This is a genomic window from Rhodopirellula baltica SH 1, assembly GCF_000196115.1.
GTDB classification, from domain to species: Bacteria; Planctomycetota; Planctomycetia; order Pirellulales; family Pirellulaceae; genus Rhodopirellula; species Rhodopirellula baltica.
The window spans coordinates 404560-422881 of the sequence record NC_005027.1 but is presented as its reverse complement, the minus strand read 5'-3'; the positions used below and the strand labels follow the sequence as shown (position 1 = coordinate 422881).

General features: G+C 54.5%; 13 protein-coding genes. 6 read left to right on the top strand and 7 right to left on the bottom strand.

Features of this window, described 5'->3' with window-relative positions:
• The first annotated feature begins 553 nt into the window (after positions 1-553).
• From RB_RS01585 to RB_RS01570, 4 genes are all read left to right on the top strand, one after another.
• Positions 554-1765, top strand: a complete 1212-nt coding sequence (locus RB_RS01585; RefSeq protein WP_011118068.1) for an IS4-like element ISRba2 family transposase — start codon at positions 554-556, stop codon at positions 1763-1765.
• A 576-nt stretch (positions 1766-2341) separates the two neighbouring features.
• Positions 2342-3571 (top strand): ACR3 family arsenite efflux transporter, encoded by a 1230-nt coding sequence (arsB, locus tag RB_RS01580; protein ID WP_011118066.1) that lies wholly within the window; start codon positions 2342-2344, stop codon positions 3569-3571.
• Between the two features lie 21 nt (positions 3572-3592).
• A complete protein-coding gene (locus tag RB_RS01575) occupies positions 3593-3832 on the top strand; it encodes a hypothetical protein (protein ID WP_231846111.1) in 240 nt (79 codons plus the stop codon).
• Between the two features lie 276 nt (positions 3833-4108).
• Entirely contained in the window at positions 4109-5350 is a 1242-nt protein-coding gene (locus tag RB_RS01570) for a DUF1559 domain-containing protein (RefSeq protein ID WP_011118064.1), read from the top strand.
• Between the two features lie 198 nt (positions 5351-5548).
• On the opposite strand, the gene RB_RS01565 is transcribed toward RB_RS01570, so the two are convergent.
• The 7 genes from RB_RS01565 to RB_RS01535 form a co-directional block, all read right to left on the bottom strand.
• Entirely contained in the window at positions 5549-6475 is a 927-nt protein-coding gene (locus tag RB_RS01565; protein ID WP_231846110.1) for a hypothetical protein, read from the bottom strand.
• Positions 6476-6657: 182 nt separating this feature from the next.
• Entirely contained in the window at positions 6658-7380 is a 723-nt protein-coding gene (locus tag RB_RS01560; RefSeq protein WP_164922660.1) for a 3-keto-disaccharide hydrolase, read from the bottom strand.
• Between the two features lie 86 nt (positions 7381-7466).
• Positions 7467-8876: a sulfatase family protein gene (locus RB_RS01555; protein WP_164921348.1), complete on the bottom strand. Its 1410-nt coding sequence runs from the start codon at positions 8874-8876 to the stop codon at positions 7467-7469.
• 52 nt (positions 8877-8928) lie between these two features.
• The gene (locus RB_RS01550; RefSeq protein ID WP_164922659.1) at positions 8929-10377 is read right to left on the bottom strand and encodes a sulfatase family protein; all 1449 of its coding nucleotides are present in this window, start codon (positions 10375-10377) and stop codon (positions 8929-8931) included.
• A gap of 149 nt (positions 10378-10526) precedes the next feature.
• A complete protein-coding gene (locus tag RB_RS01545) occupies positions 10527-11462 on the bottom strand; it encodes an SMP-30/gluconolactonase/LRE family protein (RefSeq protein WP_011118058.1) in 936 nt (311 codons plus the stop codon).
• Between the two features lie 70 nt (positions 11463-11532).
• The gene (locus RB_RS01540) at positions 11533-13770 is read right to left on the bottom strand and encodes a sulfatase-like hydrolase/transferase (protein ID WP_011118057.1); all 2238 of its coding nucleotides are present in this window, start codon (positions 13768-13770) and stop codon (positions 11533-11535) included.
• 89 nt (positions 13771-13859) lie between these two features.
• Entirely contained in the window at positions 13860-15284 is a 1425-nt protein-coding gene (locus RB_RS01535) for a sulfatase-like hydrolase/transferase (protein ID WP_011118056.1), read from the bottom strand.
• Positions 15285-15679: 395 nt separating this feature from the next.
• On the opposite strand from RB_RS01535, the gene RB_RS01530 reads away from it, so the two are divergent.
• Together RB_RS01530 and RB_RS01525 are read left to right on the top strand one after the other, a co-directional pair.
• Positions 15680-16072 (top strand): BlaI/MecI/CopY family transcriptional regulator, encoded by a 393-nt coding sequence (locus RB_RS01530; RefSeq protein ID WP_231846109.1) that lies wholly within the window; start codon positions 15680-15682, stop codon positions 16070-16072.
• Positions 16065-18227, top strand: coding sequence for a beta-lactam sensor/signal transducer (locus RB_RS01525; RefSeq protein ID WP_011118053.1), 2163 nt, complete (start codon positions 16065-16067; stop codon positions 18225-18227). The genes RB_RS01530 and RB_RS01525 overlap by 8 nt, the downstream gene beginning before the upstream one ends.
• The last annotated feature ends 95 nt before the right edge of the window (positions 18228-18322 follow it).

Below are 18322 nucleotides of genomic sequence, written 5' to 3'. Positions count from 1 at the left end.
GGGCGTTCATTGTTTGCATTGGCTTTCACCCATGCGTGTAATTGGGGCAATGCGTCGGCTGCCGGGGTCTGTCTAGTCTTGTCTGCGTTCCCAAGTGCTCCGGTCGTCGTCGGTGTAGGTGGATGATTGCTTGACGAGCAGTAAACCCTTGTGCAATGGGGATTGTTAGCTCGATGAGCAGATTAGGTTGCTCAAGAGCCGGTGCTTCCAGTGACAGAGGAGCAAACGCCGGACCGATCGTAATCGTGGCTTATCTTCCCCACGGAGGATCACTGGTATGTCGCCGAAGCGACCATCGGGCCTCCGTTAGCGGTGGGCTACCGCAATCGATTATTCCGAGTTCAACCAAGTTGTGATTGCCCTCAACGCGGCTTCGGGTGAATGGCACTTACTTCACCCTCCCTCTGGGCATTGGTGTCTACACATCTGCTTGACTTTGGTACGAGTCGCTGGATGGGATAAAAATAGCGTTGGAAACGCGTTTGCAGAAGCAATATCACGCTCAGGTGAAGTCGCATATGAAAGCCTCCACGAGGACTAGCCATGGGCCTCGTTGCTCGCTGGACGTGGAGAAATCCACCTCAGCAAGCCAAAACCTCTGGCGATTCCTCAAAACGAACGAGTTTCGCTCCTAAAGCTCATCGAGCCGCTGCGACAGCTCGGTCGAGACGGCTGCGCGGGCAGTAAGTCGGATTTCGTGCTGCTGGCACATGATTGGTGCAAGCTAGCGTACGGTTCGCAGACCAAACGCAAGAAAGATCTGCTGCAGCTCACTCACGAGACGGATATCGGTTACGACCTCACGACCTCGCTGCTGATCGAAGCCGACACGGGCGTCACTTTGGCACCAATGCAGGTCCACGTCAAAACCGGCGATGCCGTCCATAGCACCGCCGAGCATCCGCCAGCCCACGATGATCACCACCTCGATCAACTCGAGCCGACAATGGATGAGGTCGCACAGTGGGAGTTGCCTCGGCGTGTCGTTCATGTGATCGATCGCGAAGCCGACTCACTGGGCCGACTGCGAAGCTGGCACGCCAAAGGGCACTTGTTTCTGGTCCGCTGTGATGATCGCCGAGTCCGCTGTGAAGGCCGATCGGTTCTGTTGTCAGAACTCAATGACGAGCTCGACAGTCAGTGCGAATACGCCGATGCTGGCAAAGCTCTCTATCATGGAAAGAAGGTTCAGCGTCAGGTTGCCGAGAAAACCGTCACGCTTTACCGTCCTCATAGCGAGGTGATTGACGGCGAGAAGAAGGCTGTCACTGGCGAGCCTATCGAAGTGCGAACGGTGTTTGTCCGCTTAGTCGACGCGGACGGCTGGATCCTTGCCGAGTGGACTTTGCTTACAAACGTGCCCGCTGATCAAGCGAATGCATCGGACGTGGGCCGTTGGTACTACTTTCGTTGGCGGATTGAAAGCTTTTTCAAACTGCTCAAGAGTCACGGCCAGGAGCTGGAATACTGGCAGCAGGAATCTGGTGAGGCGATTACCAAGCGTTTGCTGATGGCGTCGATGGCATGCGTGCTAGTGAAACAACTCGAAGCGAGCGAGAGTGAATCAACAATCAAATTCCGCCGCCATTTAATACGTCTCAGCGGACGCCGGATGAAACGGGGCGTCAAGTTCACCGGTCCGGCGTTGCTTGCTGGCTATGGAATCCACTTGACGATGCTCGACTTCCTGATCGAAACGGAAATGACCACCGACGAACTGAGGCAACTCGAAAAAGACGCGCTCAGTGAGGTTCGGCTTGTGTAGACACCAATGCCCTCTGGGAGGGTCGGCCCGCTTCAGGCCGGGGAGGGCGAACCTAAAACCCGGTGTGTAGCCCTCCCCTCGCTTCGCTCGACCCTCCCAGGGGGAGGGTGAATTTGTAAAGTAAGTGCCATTCGGCTTCGGGTGTTCGGTCGGTCAAAGGAAAGTCACCGTAGAAAGCCCGCAATCTTCGCTCGCGTTGGCTTCTAGGCAGGGATCGGCATCAATGACCAGCTCACGCGTGTTCCTCGTCCTCATGATCATCTCGACACGGCTGATGACCGTGATTGTTCCGTGATCGGGATGGGGCCACAGGTTTTGGAATCGGAGGTATCTAAGTTTTTCGCAGGCCGTCTGATTTTGGTTGATTGGCTGTTTGCGAACTAGCCGATATCGTTTATCGTGAATAAACGATTGGGCGTTGGGCCGAGAAACGATTGGCTTCGAGTTCTTACGGGCCGGCTCGGGCCGATTGATCGAAGCCGGTTCTTTCAAAGGCTCGTTGCATGGTCGCGGCGGCTTTTTTTGCGTTGTTTAAACGTTTATCGCCGATTGACGAAAAAAACAAGGGATGGAAACGTGAGTGAACAGCAAGTCTGCCCCACAGATGAAAAGGGCATTGGTTTCTTTGAGCGATATCTCACTGTCTGGGTGGGGCTTTGCATCCTCGCCGGGATTGCTTTGGGCAAGGTTGCTCCTGGGATTGCCAAGTCGCTCGACGGGATGGCGATCTATGTGAACGAGGCGCCGGTGATATCGATTCCAATCGCCATATGTTTGTTCTTCATGATGTACCCGATCATGGTCAAGATCGACTTTGGCGAAGTGGTCAAAGCCGGTAAGTCGATTCGCCCGGTCGGTTTGACGTTGTTCATCAACTGGGCGATCAAGCCGTTCACGATGTATGCGATCGCGAGTTTCTTTCTGGGCACATTGTTTCTTGGCTTCATTGGTCCGGACGCGGTCGATCATGTGAAAGCTCCTTTGGGAAGCAATCTCGAAGTGGGGGCAACCTATGGATCCGGGGAAGTGGTGCTGGTCGATGGCGTGAAGATGCTGCAGGTTCCACTCTGGCGTAGCTATTTGGCGGGATGCATCTTGCTCGGCATTGCGCCATGCACAGCGATGGTTCTGGTTTGGGGTTTTTTGGCGAAAGGCAATGATGGACATACGCTCGTGATGGTTGCGATCAACTCGCTCACGATGCTCGTTCTTTACGGTGTCTTGGGTGGGCTTCTACTCGGGGTTGGGCAGCTACCGGTTCCATGGCAGGCCTTGCTTCTATCGATCGGTGTTTACGTCGCGTTGCCGTTGATCGCTGGTTATCTGTCACGCAAGTGGTTGATCGCAGCGAAGGGCGAAGTTTGGTTCCGTGATCAGTTCTTGCACTACCTCACACCTATCACGATCACCGCTCTATTAGCAACGCTAGTACTCTTGTTTTCATTCAAGGGGGAAACAATTGTCGAAAACCCGCTCACGATTCTTTGGATCGCGATCCCGTTAACGATTCAAACGTTGGTCATCTTTGCACTCGGATATGTAATTAGCAAAGTGATGGGCTTCACTTACGAATCAGCCGCACCGACGGCGATGATTGGCGCGTCGAATCACTTTGAGGTTGCCATCGCAACGTCGACCATGTTGTACGGATTGTCATCCGGTGCAGCGCTTGCAACGGTCGTGGGTGTGTTGATTGAAGTTCCGTTGATGTTGGCCCTGGTCAAGTTCTGTCTCAAGACACGTGGTTGGTTTGTTTCAGAAGCGACAAACGCTGACCATAAAACACTTCCCGTTCATACCGGATAAGGAGGCAAGGCAATGGATGCGATGAAACACAAAGCATGCTTCGGAACCATGTTTCCCGATTCAATCAATGTCGGCGAGTGTGTCGGAAAGGTATTCACGGTACGCATCGATCATCCAGCGGGCATGATGCGTTCACGACCAAACATCGAGACCGATATCAAAGAATGGGATGATTGCCGGCAGTGTTCTGAATACGAGAGTTGTTATCAGCTTTGCATGGCGAGGATTGCTCTCGATGGAACCGTAGCGGCAAAGCATTGAGCGGTTGCTAGTTGAGGATGAACCAGACGCTGGCCGCATGGCGGTTGATGGGGGCGGAGCGGCGAATTGGGTTCTTGGTAGTTCGCTCGCCCGGGCGCCGTGCAGGTTCGGGCCGGCCAGAGTGGATTGGTCAACAAATAGCGGTGTTTTAGACGATTTGCGATTTGTAACATTTTTGGAGATTTCTACTCCTCAGACTGACAGGTCATCGCTAATCTTCCATTTGGGCATCGATTTTGCTTCCCATTTTCATTTTGTTTCTTAGGAGAGTCTTACATGCAAAAAACTCATCGTGCGCGACCAGGTTTCACTCTGGTGGAGCTGTTGGTCGTGATCGCGATCATTGGCGTTCTCGTCGGCCTGTTGTTGCCAGCCGTTCAAGCCGCCCGTGAGGCAGCACGACGAATGTCGTGCAGCAATAATTTCAAACAGATCGGACTTGCGATTCACAACTACCACAGCGCGTTCAATCAAGTGCCACAGTCCGGCACCGGAACGAAGCAAGAAATCAGCATGACCGACGGCACCAACCAAAGTAACCGGCTGTTCCTCAGCTGGCTGGTTCCGGTTTTGCCTTACATCGAGCAGCAAGGTTTGTGGGAACAGATTTCAAACCCCAGCACATTGGTGACTGCGGGGCAAGCGTTGCCCGGTAGCGTCAACGGAGCATGGCCTGCGATGGGACCTTGTCCTTGGCAGACAACTTATGTGCCTTGGGTCACTCAAATCCCTGCCTACCGTTGCCCAAGCGATAGTGGCCAGGCGAACGGTCCCGGACAGTTGGCGCGTACGAATTACGCTTGCTCTGTCGGCGACGCGGTTGACCGAGGCAACAACGGTGGCGTCAATGACTTTGGATTCTTTGGCAACCTGAACAATCGCGACGAAGACTGGGCCGTGACGCGTGCACGTGCTGCACAGCGTGGCTTTTTCTGGAACCGCAACAAGGTCCAGTTTCGCGATGTTCTCGATGGACTTTCCAACACCGTCGCGGCGGGTGAAGTCGTCACGTCAGGTGGCAAACGCGAGGTCAGTGCGGACTTCGTTCGCAACATCACTTCGATGCTGGGACCAAACGAAACGATTTTGATTCCCGCGCGTTGTGCAACAGGTGCCCACATCGATCCGTCGCGTCCGCAGTTTTATGATCCGACCGCGAACGTGAGCGATAACTTGTCACAAGCCAAGCATGCACGTTGGGCTGACTCGCGTCCTTACTACACCGCGTTCCACACAATCTTAGCACCGAACAGTGCCAACTGCGTGCACGATGGTGGTGACGGGAACCACTCCGGTGTGATCTCATCAGCAGGTAGTCGCCACGCGGGCGGTGCTCACGTGTTGATGGGTGACGGTGCGGTGAAGTTTATCACTGAGAGCATCGATACCGGCAACTTGGAACAGAACACTGTTTGTCGTGACTTGCCAGGGCTGCGTCCCGGCTCACCCAGCCCATACGGGGTTTGGGGATCTCTCGGTACTCGTGATTCGAAAGAAGTGATCAGTGAAGAGTTCTGATCTGTCGCTGACATAGACTGACATCGGTTTGAAACCTCGCCCGTTCATTGCGGGCGAGGTTTTTTGTTTGCACACGCGTCGTTTTGCTTGCGTTGATGCGTGGCGTGATAGAAGCAATGTGCTAGCCGGGCATTCGCCGCGCCGTGGAATGCGAGAATCAGTCGAAGGCCCCGGCGATTTGATCCTGGACGACTCGATCTATTCCACGTCAGTGAAGACCATATTCATTCCGTCATCGGTGAAGCTGACATCCTGGACGATGCATCCAATTTTGTTGATGACGCGATCCCGGTCGAGGAGGATTGAGTCGAACACGATGGGCGTGGGGTCGATGATCGTCGAGTTCTGCTTTTCTCGACTGGCGATCACCGGCACATTCGGAAATTTTTTCGGCGTCAATTCAACGCTCGTTACTCTTGGGCTGACGTAGGTCGTCGGTTCAAATTGTTGGTAGTAGTTGCGAAACGCCGTGCTACTGGCATGACCGGGGACGATGATGTCCATCGAAATGTCCGGCATGCAGATCAAACGCAACGTCTCGAAATCAGTATTGAGCATGTCGCAGCCAGCATAGGTGGAGCCTGATCCATCGCCCATCAACAGATCTGTTCCGATTCCTCCGACGAAGAACACTTGGTTGGCATTGACGCTGGTCAGTGTGTCATCGCCTTCATCACCGTAGAGCAGGAAGATTGCCCGATTTCGAATGTCAGTTGAGGGATCGTCTGAAGGCTCGATCTCGAGCGAGATGTCATCATTGCCGGATCCACCAGAGACAATGATGTTGAGCGGCATCTCCAGTTCGGACGGCGAGTCCTCATCTTCGTCTTGAGGGCGATTGGGTAGATCATCCAGGTCGATCCGACCTACGGAACGGCCATCGACGTGGAAGCGAATTCTTTCGTCGTCGACCACAACGGATATTTTGTCGTCGTCACCCGTCCCGACGAGCACGACCGTGTTGGCCATCCAATCTTCATCGAGGTCGATGTCTCTCACCCGTTCCGGCATTGTCGGCAAGACATCACTCAGTATGGGAAAGTCGTTGCCAAACGCGTCCGCCGATCCGACGGTCGCTAAGAGAAGCAGCGTTCCGGCAACGATTGGCGAGAAGCGGGATTTCACGTTGACGCACATCGGTTGGTCCTTTGTCTGGCAGGAGCATGGCTAAGAACTTGTCTCTGCCTGACAAAGCGTTCACGAATTCAATTTGTTACACCGATTCTCGTGATGTTTTTGCTACCGAGAAAGCAGCCCCGGACTGAACACTGGGAAACAGTCGGGATCACCGCCACCGAAGATGATTTCTACTTCGCAATCGCTGGTTGAGACGGTTGTTCGACCAGCCAGATGTTTCGGAATTTCACTTTCGAGCCATGTTCCTGCAGCACGATTGGCGAGGTTGGTTCCTCGGGAAATGCAGCGTACTTATTCCGGCGAAGCGACAGTTTGAAGTCATCGTGAATCAACGTTCCATTGAGTCGCACGGTGACACGAGCAGCACCGTTTTCCGTCATGAACCCGTTCTTACCGATCTGGGCCGCTTGATATTCCAGGTCCACCGTTTGCCATTGGCCCGGCCCCAGTGCTGCGTTCACGTCGGGGGCCCGGATTTGGTAGATCGCACCGCAGTCGCCCAGTCCAGGACGATCTTTGCCCGCGGTGTTGAGGATTTGCAGTTCGTACATCGGCCCGAAGAAGATCCCGCTGTTGCCGCTATCGCCATCGGGAAGTTGAAATTCCAAATGCAATTGATAGTCGCCAAACGTTTGCTTGGTGCAAAGAAACTGCTTTCGGCGTTTGCCTTCGATTTCAAACGCGATCTCCATCGCCTCGCCGTCCACGATCTTCCATTGCACTTCTTGCTGGTCGTCGTTGGGATTGATCCACTGCCACGAAAACGGTTTCCAGGCATCCAGCCCCGAGCCGTCAAACAAAACGGCGGCATCCTCAGGCGGTTGCTGACCAAGTGTCGATGCAACCGTGTTGTCCGATGCGAACGCCGGGTTCACCGATGCAGAGACGAACATGCAAAGGAGTAGCGAGCGAAGTGGCAGGTTTCTGAGGATCATCGTTCTCTCTCTCGATGGGTTGGGCAGCCGTTGCTTCGGCCGGTTCACTTGGTCACGCGTGGCTCGTTGAGCCAGTCCTTGAGTTGAGCACTCAGGGACGCGACCAGTTCAGGATGCTCGGCCAGCACATTTCGTTTCTCGTTGGGGTCCGCCCCCACGTCAAACAGCTCGACCGGTTTGCCCTTGAACGCGAGCAACTTCCAGTTTCCCCGCATCACCACTTCGGTCGCGTAGGGCTTGGGTTTGGGATAGTGGCGTTGAAGACTCTTGTAGAGATCCAACTGCCAGAACACCGTCCCGCGTTCTACCTGGCTCGGTGGAGTCCCGCCCTTCCAATGCGATAGCAAACTCAATCCATCCAAAGGCAAATCGCTCGGGAGCTGGACGGAGGCGGCGTCGCAAAAGGTTGGCAACAAATCGTTCGTGTGGCTAAACGTCTGCGATGTTTGACCCGCTGGAATGGCATCTGGCCAGCGAACGATCATCGGCACGCGAATTCCGCCATCGTGCAGTTCCGTCTTTCCGCCCTTCAAATCATGAATGAAACCTTCAAACGCCGCGCCGTTGTCGCTGGTGAAGAGGACCAGCGTGTTGTCGGCGATTTTTAGTTCATCGAGCTTTCGCAGGATCGCACCGACCTTGGCGTCCATGTGCTGCACCATCGAGCGGAAGCGATGTTGATCGTCGGTGATGTCGTCTGCGGCGGTGTCGGACCAATGCGGCTCGGGAGCAGGCTCATAGGGTTTGTGAGGAACGAGCCACCACATGTTGATGAAGAAAGGATCTTCCTCGCTTGACAACTTTTCGATCATTTCGACCGCGAAGTCTCCGTTGGCATCCGTGAAGTGTTTGTGATAGTACGGGTCGTCTTGGCTGATCCGTTGGTCGTTTCGAAGAAGGACCGTTCCACCTTTTCGGAACAGGGTTTTGTCACGCCCCATCTGACCTCGAAGAGGCTGCTGCTCGATCTGCGTTTGATAGAAATCGAACCCGTGTTGGCGGGGGCCGGGCTGGTTGGTCAGTCGCTTGCCAGGTTCGTCCACATGCAGTCCACCGAGATGCCACTTGCCGATGTGCGCCGTGTTGTAACCCGCGTCTTTCAAAAGTTCGGCCACCGTCGTCGCTGATTCGGGCAGCCATCCGTTCCGGTCATTGAAGTGCTTGGTGATTCCAAACCGAAGGGGATAGCGCCCGGTCAACACGGAGGCTCGCGTCGGAGAACAAACAGCCGAACCTGCGTAAAAGCGATTGCACTTCAATCCTTCACTGGCAAGGCGGTCCAAGTGAGGCGTTTTGACAGCGGGGCTTCCAAAGCAGGACAGGTCTCCATAACCAAGGTCATCCGCAAGCAACAGAATGATATTGGGACGATCGTCAGCGTGGGCTTCCGTAAAACTGCCTAGAAAGACAACGGCAACAATGGCGATGGCCAACGAATCAATGCAGTGTTTCATGTTTGGCGTGTGAGGATGGAATGTGGCGTGTGTGAGCGACAGCGTCAGCGATTCATTTGTTCGAATGTGAAGGCTGACCCTTGCGTGCGGGAGGAGCTGGGACGGGCGGTTTTGTCGGGCGAACATCCAGTGGATCGAAGAACCGCATGTTCTCTCCGACTCGATCGTAATCGCCCAGGTCATCTCGCATTGATTCGGCCAGGCCGAGCAGTCTTTCAACGACCTCTGGATTCTCCGCTGCCACGTTCGTGGTTTCGCCCAAATCGTTGTCCAGGTCAACCAAGAAAGGTTGCTTGAAGCCTATTCGATCTTTCGGAGCGATGTGGGCGTTGCGACCGAACGGAGCGGCTCCGACAGGCTCTTTCTCGCGAGGCAAGTGGAGTTTCCATTTGCCTTGGCGAACGGCCTGCAGGTGGACTCGCAAGTAGTAGAAGAAAGCTTTGTCAGGATCGGCTTTGTCAAATTCACCGTGGAAGAGATGCCGAATGTCTTCCCCATCGATCACTCGGTCGGTTGGGATTTCGGCACCGGCGAGAGCGGCCAAAGTTGGCATCACATCCATGGTCGTCGCGATGGAATCGCAAACGGTTCCCGCGGGGACCTTGCCCGGTGCCCAAAGAATCGCGGGGACACGAACACCGCCTTCAAAGGTTGATACCTTGCCGCTTCGAAGTGGACCGGCGGATCCACCGTGGTCACCTAGTCGATGCCCGTCCGCGTGACCTTTGTTCTTGACCAACCAAGGGCCGTTGTCGCTGGTGAACAGCACATAGGTGTTGTCAGCGAGATTCAATTCGTTGAGCGAGTCCAGGATCCTGCCAACGTTGAAGTCAATTTCTTCGATGACGTCGCCGTACAGGCCACGCTTGCTTTTGCCTTTGAAATCTTTGGATGCATCCAGCCGCGTGTGTGGCATCGTGTGAGGGATGTAAACAAAGAATGGCTGGTTCTGATTCTTTTCGATGAACGAGATGGCTTCGTCGGTGTAGCGCCGAGTCAACGTGGCCATGTCGGATTCCGGTTCGATTAGCTCTTCGTTGCGATAGAGGTTCGCCACACGGTCGTTGCTGGTGGGCGTTCCGTAGAAGTAGTCGAATCCCTGGCCGGTTGGCAGCAAGTCCGAGAAGAAGCCAGACTGTGCGTGTTTGGCGAGGTCCCATTTTCCAAAGCAAGCGGAGGCGTAGCCCTTTGTTTTCAGCACTTCCGCGATGGTGACTTCGTCTTCGTGCAGAATCGGATGGATCTGCTTGGTGTGACCTCGTTCCGCCACCCGCATCGGATAGCATCCGGTCATCAAAGCGGCTCGCGATGGTCCGCAGATCGGTTGAGCATAGAAGCTGGTGAACTTCATGCCCCCCTTTGCCATCGCATCCAAACGCGGCGTCCGGATGTCGGGCGAGCCAAAGCACCCGACGTCCTCGTAGCCTTGGTCATCGGTGAAGATGACAACGAAGTTAGGTGGAGCGGCGACACAGAATCCCTGCATCAAACAAACGCACATCAGGACTTGGAGGCGGAGCTTCATGGAAGATCAATCGGTGTTGCTGGGCGAGCAGGAATGTTTGGGGATCGCTGCGTTGGATGTTTGGGTGCACGGGTGTATGCGTGTTCGGGGCCTTCGTGCGATCACAGGCTGGAAGCCAATGCCACTCACTTGAGCACCGGCCCTGCGATTTCTTCCCCGTTGGTGGTGAGGATTTGGAAGTTGTGGATGCCAACCTTTTGTCCGTCGCTGTAGGTCCACACCACTTCTTTGTCTCGGGTCACTTCAAACAGTTTTGGGGCATTCACATCCGCTCGCCCGCCGGCGTAGCTGGTGATGACAAGGTTGCCATTGGGAAGCAGTTGAGCTCCACAAGGATCTTGCAGCCATTTGCCGGGAAGGTCCTCGTTGGTCAACGTCCAGACCACGTTGCCGTCTGAGTCAAAGTCGATCACTCGATTGCCATGAGTGCAACAGACGAGTGTCTGTCCCTCGCCATGGCGAATCGCAGTGAACGGCCAAGTGTGAATTTCGTGATCGCTGTCGCCTGGAACGGTGGTGTCCAATTTGCCCAGGACCTCACCTTCAGGCGAATAGTGGAACACGGCAAAGTCAAAAAGGTGCGGGGCAAGATAGGTGCCATCGGCAAGTTTGCGAGCCATGCGTGTTTGCATGTGATGATTTTTCTTTTGACACGCGAGCGGGAATTCGAGAATCACCTTTCCGGTGCTGCTGATCTCGAGCAGTCTGGGGTTGTCGCCCGCTTCCGTGATGACAAACGTTCCGTCGGCGGTTGGGTGGGCACTGTTGACTTCGCTTTGGGTGCCTTTCCAAATCAATGTCTCCTTTCCATCGGGAGCGATGCGAACGACGGCTCCTCCACGATGACGTTTGGATTTGTTCAACGTCAAAATGATTGTGCCGTCGTCGAGCACGTAACCATCGCGAGTGGCGGACGGATATGTCCAGCTTGCTTCCCCATCGGCCCCCATGATGTATGTCTTCTGGCCGCACGCCAGAAAACTGTGAGTGACGTCTTGCGCCACCACCATGTTGGCGGTGAAGCAAAGTAGGGAAGTTACAAGAACGAGTTGTGGTTTCATGTCGTCGCGATCGGTGTTGGGGAAGTTTGCGTAGGGCGAGAAACGTATTGCGGATGTCGACTCGGTCGAGTCAGTTTGATTCCGTAAGGCGGTCGATCCATTCCGCATGTTGTTTCTTAATGGAATTCATCGATGGGTCATTCGCCAAATTGTGCCACTCGTTTGGATCGACGTCGTGATCATAGAGTTCTTCCGATCCATCGATGTAACGAATGTAACGCCAACGGTCGGAGCGAACCGTGTGGTTGCCCGCTTTGGTGGACGTCAGTGCGGGGCGATCCCAGGGGCCGTCTGGATTGTCGAGCAGCTTTCGGAAGCTCAGTCCTTGCAGCCCGTCAGGAGGCGATAATTCGCAGAGTTCTGCGAGGGTTGGGTAGATGTCGATCAAGCCGACAGTTCGCTGGCAGACCTGTCCTGATCCAGCCGCGTCAGGAGTTCGCACGATCAAAAGACTGCGGGTTGATTCTTCCCAGGGCATCCATTTACGCCAGTGATTCTTTTCACCGAGATGCCAACCGTGATCTGAACACAGGACAACGATCGTGTTGTTTGCGTAGGGGCTGTTGTCTAATTTGCGGAGCACTTGGCCAATGCAGTCGTCGATCAATGCGACACAGGCATGGTAAGCGTGAACAAGTTCTCGTCGGTAGGTTGGGCTGTATTGTTTGACCGCCTCTTCCGCGATTAGTTTGCTGCGGTCGAGCACCCAGCGGCGTCCGATTTCCGGCACATCATCTAAGTCGTTCTCCAATACGTTCGGCAGAGTCAGGCTATCTCGATCGAATTGTTCGAAATAACGTTTGGGAGCCGTCATCGGCGTGTGTGGCTTGTAAAAACCGAGCGACAGAAAGAAAGGCTGATCGTATTCTTGGTCTAGTTTTTCTATTCCCCAAGCCGCGATTTGTTCATCGGGCATGCCGCCCTTTTCGATGTCCAACGCCGCCCAAGCCAAGGAGTCTTGAGCGTCTTTGCCGAAACGTTTTGTAAATTGTCGACCGTTTGGAGGTTCCGGTCCCCAACGCAACGTCTTTGGTCCGATCTCATCCCAATAGGCTTTCTTACCATGGTCGTTGTGGTAGATCTTTCCCATGCACATTGTTCGGTAACCAGACTCGCCAAACCATACGGGCATCTGTTTCGCTCGGTGGTAAGCGTCACGGGCGGACTTCGACGAGTTGTTGTAGATGCCGGTTTTCGAAGCGTACATTCCGGTCATGAACGATGCTCGCGACGCGTAACAGAGTGCAACTTGGCAATGTGCGTTGTTGAACAAAACACTTTGCTGAGCGAAGCGATCCAAATTGGGAGTTTGCGCGTCAGGATTGCCTCCGAGACAACCGACCCAGTCGTTTAGATCGTCCACAGTGATGAACAAGACATTGGGGCGGTCTGTTCGTTGCTGCACCGAGGTCGATGAACCGGTAGCCGGTATGGGAGCCGGCAGTTCACTCATGGCAACTGCGTATCGTTCTCCCAACAACAGTTGGCTGCGGGCGTCGAAGTGCGTGCCGGGATCCCAGGTGGTGGTGCCCTCTGACGAGACAAGTCCCACCGTGGAACTGGCCGCGGCGACCGCCTGAATTGCGGTGCGGACATTGTCGCGTTTGCCATTGTCGAAGACTTCACCAACGACGACGGGCAGGTCCGGTACACCTACGTCTTCGCGAATTCGCACGATCAATTCTTCCAATCGTCGTCGGTACCGTTCGGTGCTGGATTTCGAATCTGATTCGCCTTGATGCCACAGCAGCCCGCGGATGGTGAACTGGTCGCCGCGATCGCTCAGTTGCTTTGTTGCCATGCGTATGGTTTCAATGAAGTCGCGATAGCGTGGGCCTTGGCTTTTGGGGTCTCCTTGCACGCCAGGTTTCCAATCGGCTCGCAAACTGGTGCCACCTTTGGAACCTTTGATCAACGCTAGTTTTTGATTTGGATTGGCGTTTGACATCGACCGCGCGAAACCAATCTCTGGTCCGAACGTCGGCGATGGCAGATCTCCCTTGTACTTCGGAGGCACGCTGAAACCGGGGGCTAACGTTTGCCAACCGTCGCTCTCACGAGGGACACTACGATAGAAGATGATTGCATCGCCCGTTGATTGTTTCTGCTCCTCTGACAGGTCGCTGACCTGACCTCGTCCATCCATGTTGGACTGACCGGCAAGTAAGTAGACGTCATGATGATCGGCGAGGCCGACGGCATGCGTCGACAAGCATGCGAGCATCACCGCTGCACGGAATGAAATTGCGGAAAGAGACGAAGGCATTTCAGTCGCTTTGGGTTGGACGGTTTCAATACTGCCCAGCATTCGGTCTCATCCGATAGCTGGTTGGCATCTGTAAAATTTTTGGTTGGAGGCAGGAAACTGTTGTCTCCACGACGGCCTGGATACGTTTCTCAATACCGGTAGTCGCCACCGTCGCGGCTTCGTTGGCAACTTGCCTGAAGTTCCTCGAGTTGCTTGCGAAGTTGCTCGGTTTGCTCAGGCATTTCCTCGGAGAGGTCTTGAGTCTCGAACGGATCTTTCGAAAGATCATACAGCCGCAACCGTCCATTTTTCTTGGCTTCCTGAAGCAGTTTCCAGTCGCCGGAAATGATCGATTGCCCATCGATTCCCTGGTACAATCGTCGATAGCCAAAGAATAGATCTCGGTCTCGATCTTTTGCTTCGCCACGGATCAACGGCATCAGGTCGATGCCATCGATCGGCCGGGTTGCTTTTTGCACCATCGAGTCACCAACGATGGAGGCAACCGTTGGCAGGAAATCGACCGTACTGCATCGCACTTCGGTGGAGGTTCCCGCTGGGATCGTGCCTGGCCACTCCGCACATGCGGGTACCAACAGCCCGCCTTCGTACATCGTGTGTTTATGCCCTTTGAAAGGTCCGGCGGATGCAACGCCCTTCTTGGCCAATCCGTCCGACGGTCCATTGTCACTGCAGAAGAAAACAACCGTGTTTTTCTCGATGCCCAGTTCACGCAGCTTGGCACGCAGGCGGCCGACTTGTTGGTCCATTGCCGTGATGCATCCGTAGTAGTTCTTCCGTTTGCTGCCCGCTTTGGGATACAGCTTTTTGAACTCTTCGCCCGCGACGACGGGTTCGTGAGGAGCATGGAACCAGACCGTGGCAAAAAATGGTTTGGCTTGGTTGGCTTCGATGAATGGGATGACGCGATCCATGATGACGCGGCTGTCGTCGCCCGAAAGATTTTCTTTTGCCTCGCGTCCGTTGTGAACGTAGGGGAAACCACCTTTCCAGGGTTCGCCCGGTCCGTTACCCCAGCTGTCCCAGTCTTGTGGTGTGATCGTTGGATCCCACGTTGGCACCGCGCTGGTTGTAGCAAAGTATTCATCAAAACCATGATGTGATGGAGGTGAATAGAAACCGCGTGTGCTGACTTCGTCGGGCTTCACCCATCCGATGTGCCATTTGCCGAACATGCCAGTCGCATAGCCTCGCTTTTGGAGCATTTCAGCGATCGTGATTTCTCCCACACGCATGCCGCCGGTGTGGGCGGCTAGGATTCCAAAGCGAAATGGGTAGCGTCCGGTCAGGCAGCTGCCTCGGGTGGGTGAGCAAAGCGGAGCGGCGGCGTAGAAGCGATCGAAACGCACCCCGGCTGAGGCCATTGCATCCAAGTTTGGTGTCTGCACGACCTCGTTGCCGTTGAACCCGACATCGCCCCATCCTTGATCGTCGCTCATCAACAAAATGACGTTGGGCGAATTCGTGTCAGTGGTTTCCGCGATCAATTGCGTCGCCGGAACCGCGAGAGTGAAAGCGAAACAAAGAAACGAAATTCGCGATGGGAGGTTCATTGTCGGCTTGAGTGAGCGTCACAGGCGGGATGAAGGGGAGTGTGTCGCCCGCATGATACTTTGGAATCCGCCTCGACGCTGCTCAACGCGGCGAGTGCGAGATCGAACAAATGTGTGCCGATCGAATATGTCATCGTTTTCGTGATGAAACCGTTTTCAACACGTGGCAATGAATACCGAAGTGAGTCTCAAGAACGATTACGCCGAGAGATTCCGCTCGGCGTTTTGCTTCGAGCCTCGTGTCAAGCGTTCAGTTGAGTGGATGGCGGACGGCGGTCGGCTCAGATGAAACATCGACGATCATTGTCGATTGGCAGCGTCCCTTGACATAGCGAAAGCTTTCGCCTTAATGTAGCGAAAGACTTCGCTATTCGATGACGCTTCCCGGATCTGAGATGACTCGTTCTGCCGTTCCTTCACCGACCGACGTCGAACTGCAAATTTTGCGGATCTTGTGGGCAAACGGATCCTGCGGCGTTGGCGTCATTCACGAACATCTACATCGTGAAAAGGGCACCAACTATTCGACCACGATGAAGATGCTGTCGGTCATGCTGGGGAAGGGATTGGTCAAGCGTAACGAGACACAACGTCCTCACCTTTACCGAGCGGCTTGGAGTCGTGAGCGAATGGGCAAGGGCTTGCTAAAAGATCTGGCTACCAAGGTGTTCGAGGGCTCCGTGTCGAGTTTGGTTCTCAACGCACTTTCGAACAGCAAGGCAAGCCAAAGCGATATCGAAGAGATTCGTCAGATCCTCACTGAAATGGAGAACCGCAGCGATGAATAGTTGGATGGAATCCACTTGGGCAACGCAACTGGGATGGGTGTTGCTCAACAGCGTTTGGCAATTTTCAATCATCGCAATTGGCGTCGCCGCGATCCGTTCTTTGCTGCGGGTTTCAGCGAGGCAACGTCATCGTTTGGCTTGTGTGGGAATGCTGGCGATGGGACTGTGTCCGATGACCACATGGTTCATGCTCTCGAGGTCAGCCGATCCTGCGACCAGGATGAGCAACCTACCAATCCGTTTGAGCTTCGAGACGGGTTGGCATTTGCAGGCGTTGGTAATCGGTTGGCTAACTGGGATGGCGATCTTTTCGATTCGACCGATCTTGGGTTGGTGGTCGCAGAGAAAACTGTTGCGAGATGCAACCGGTGAGATCCCGGATCATTTGGCAGAATCGATTGAGCGAGCATTGAAACGAGTCGGCGTGCGACGCGTTGTTCGATTCAAGCTGGTCTCATCTCACAGCAGCCCGATGGTAACGGGATGGCTTCGGCCGATCGTGTTGGTGCCGGTTTCGATGCTAACAACGTTGTCCCCTCAGGAATTGGATCTGTTGATCGTTCATGAGTTGTTGCACGTGCGACGTCACGATTGTTTCGTCAATGCAATCCAGGTTCTGATGGAGACCGTCTTCTTCTACCACCCGGCGGTTTGGTGGCTGTCGCGAGAGATCCATGTTTCCCGAGAATTTTGCTGTGATGACAGCGTCAGTGAATCACGCGAAGAACGTTTGAACTACTGCCGGGCTCTGTTGAAATTGGAAACTTCGCGCCCACCGAAGCCGGCATTTACTTTGGCGGCTCAGGACGGGGATTTGCTGCGGCGGATTCGCCGGTTGTCGCTCGACGTGGAGCCCTCCTTGGGTTGCTCGCCCGTGGCCTCACTTGCGTCCGGGGCTTTGGTCGCTGCGATTGCTTTCGTCTTGTTGCTCGCACCAGCGATGGTCGAAAATCCGGCTTCCGTTGCCGTTGCGATTGAGCCGCCAGTGGCTCCGCCGCCCGAAGCAGTCTCTGTATTGGAATCGACGGAAGAAACAGAGGACGCGGGCACGACCGTTTCATATCTCGAACAGGAACGCTGGAAGCTCAAGCTGGATGAGTGCATCTCGATCGCGATTCAGAATCGGTTCGAGCAGAACCCAGACCTGACCAAGTTGGATGACGTTTCGCGTGAGGTCCTCGTGCGAAATTTGGCACGCGACATCGAGAACGCATACTGGGACTTGTACGCAGCCCATCAGGTGTCAGCGGCCATCTTGAAAGGACGTGAAGAAGCGAACCTTATCGCGGAAGACATCGAACAACGTGTGGAGCGTGGGATTTGCACACTTCAAGAGCTCTCACAGGCCGAAGGCTTCGCGAAGAAACTTCAAACAAAGCTCGACGAATCCATCTCAGGAACAAACGAAGCGGGATCGGAGCGGGCAGGGCTGCTGGGGCAAGAGAAAATGCTCCGAGAGTTGATGGGCGTGGCTTCCTCGGATGACACGGTGATTGATCCGATCGACGATCCGATACGGGAGCCAACGCAATATGAGTTTGCTGCCAGTGTTCGAAAGATGATGGAAACCATTCCCGAACTGCGCAACACACGCACGCGAATCGAGCGACAGGAGGCGGAAGTGGCGGCGGCGATAGCGGAGTTAGCGAAAGACGTCGACGTCGAAGTCATTGAACGCTTTCTCACACCAGTTGGTAGCGGTGATGCCCTCGAGCAAGTCAAAGAAAGTCATGCTCGATCCGAGTCAACAATCATCGAACGAGAAAATTCCAAGACGCCATTTAGATCGAGACGGGAACTGGCAAGAATTCGAAACGCTGCGTTTCGTATCGCTCGAGAAAATTCGAAGCTAGAGGAAGATAAGCGATTGTTGACAAGCAGGCTGAGTGAGGCGATCAGAAAAACGAATCAGCAGTACCAGCTCTACGAAGCCAATCGTGAACAGTGTGTGGCAATCCACAACGAAACGAGTGTCAGGACGGCGGAGTTTGCAGAGGGATATACACCGGCCAACGTGGTCCTGCAATGCCGAGAGAAATACGTGCTTTGTGAAATTGATTTCTGGCGAGCGATCGCGGAATACAATAAAGCCGAACGCTATGTTTCTTACTTGGACGGAACCCTGTTGGATGAAGTTCGTTCGATTTGGAACTGATCCATTCGGCTTTGCTCAGCTCCGTTTCAATGGCTGCCATCTTAGAACGGAGCGAAAAACAAGTGGCATAGGCTTCCAGCTTGTGATTGCGCGGA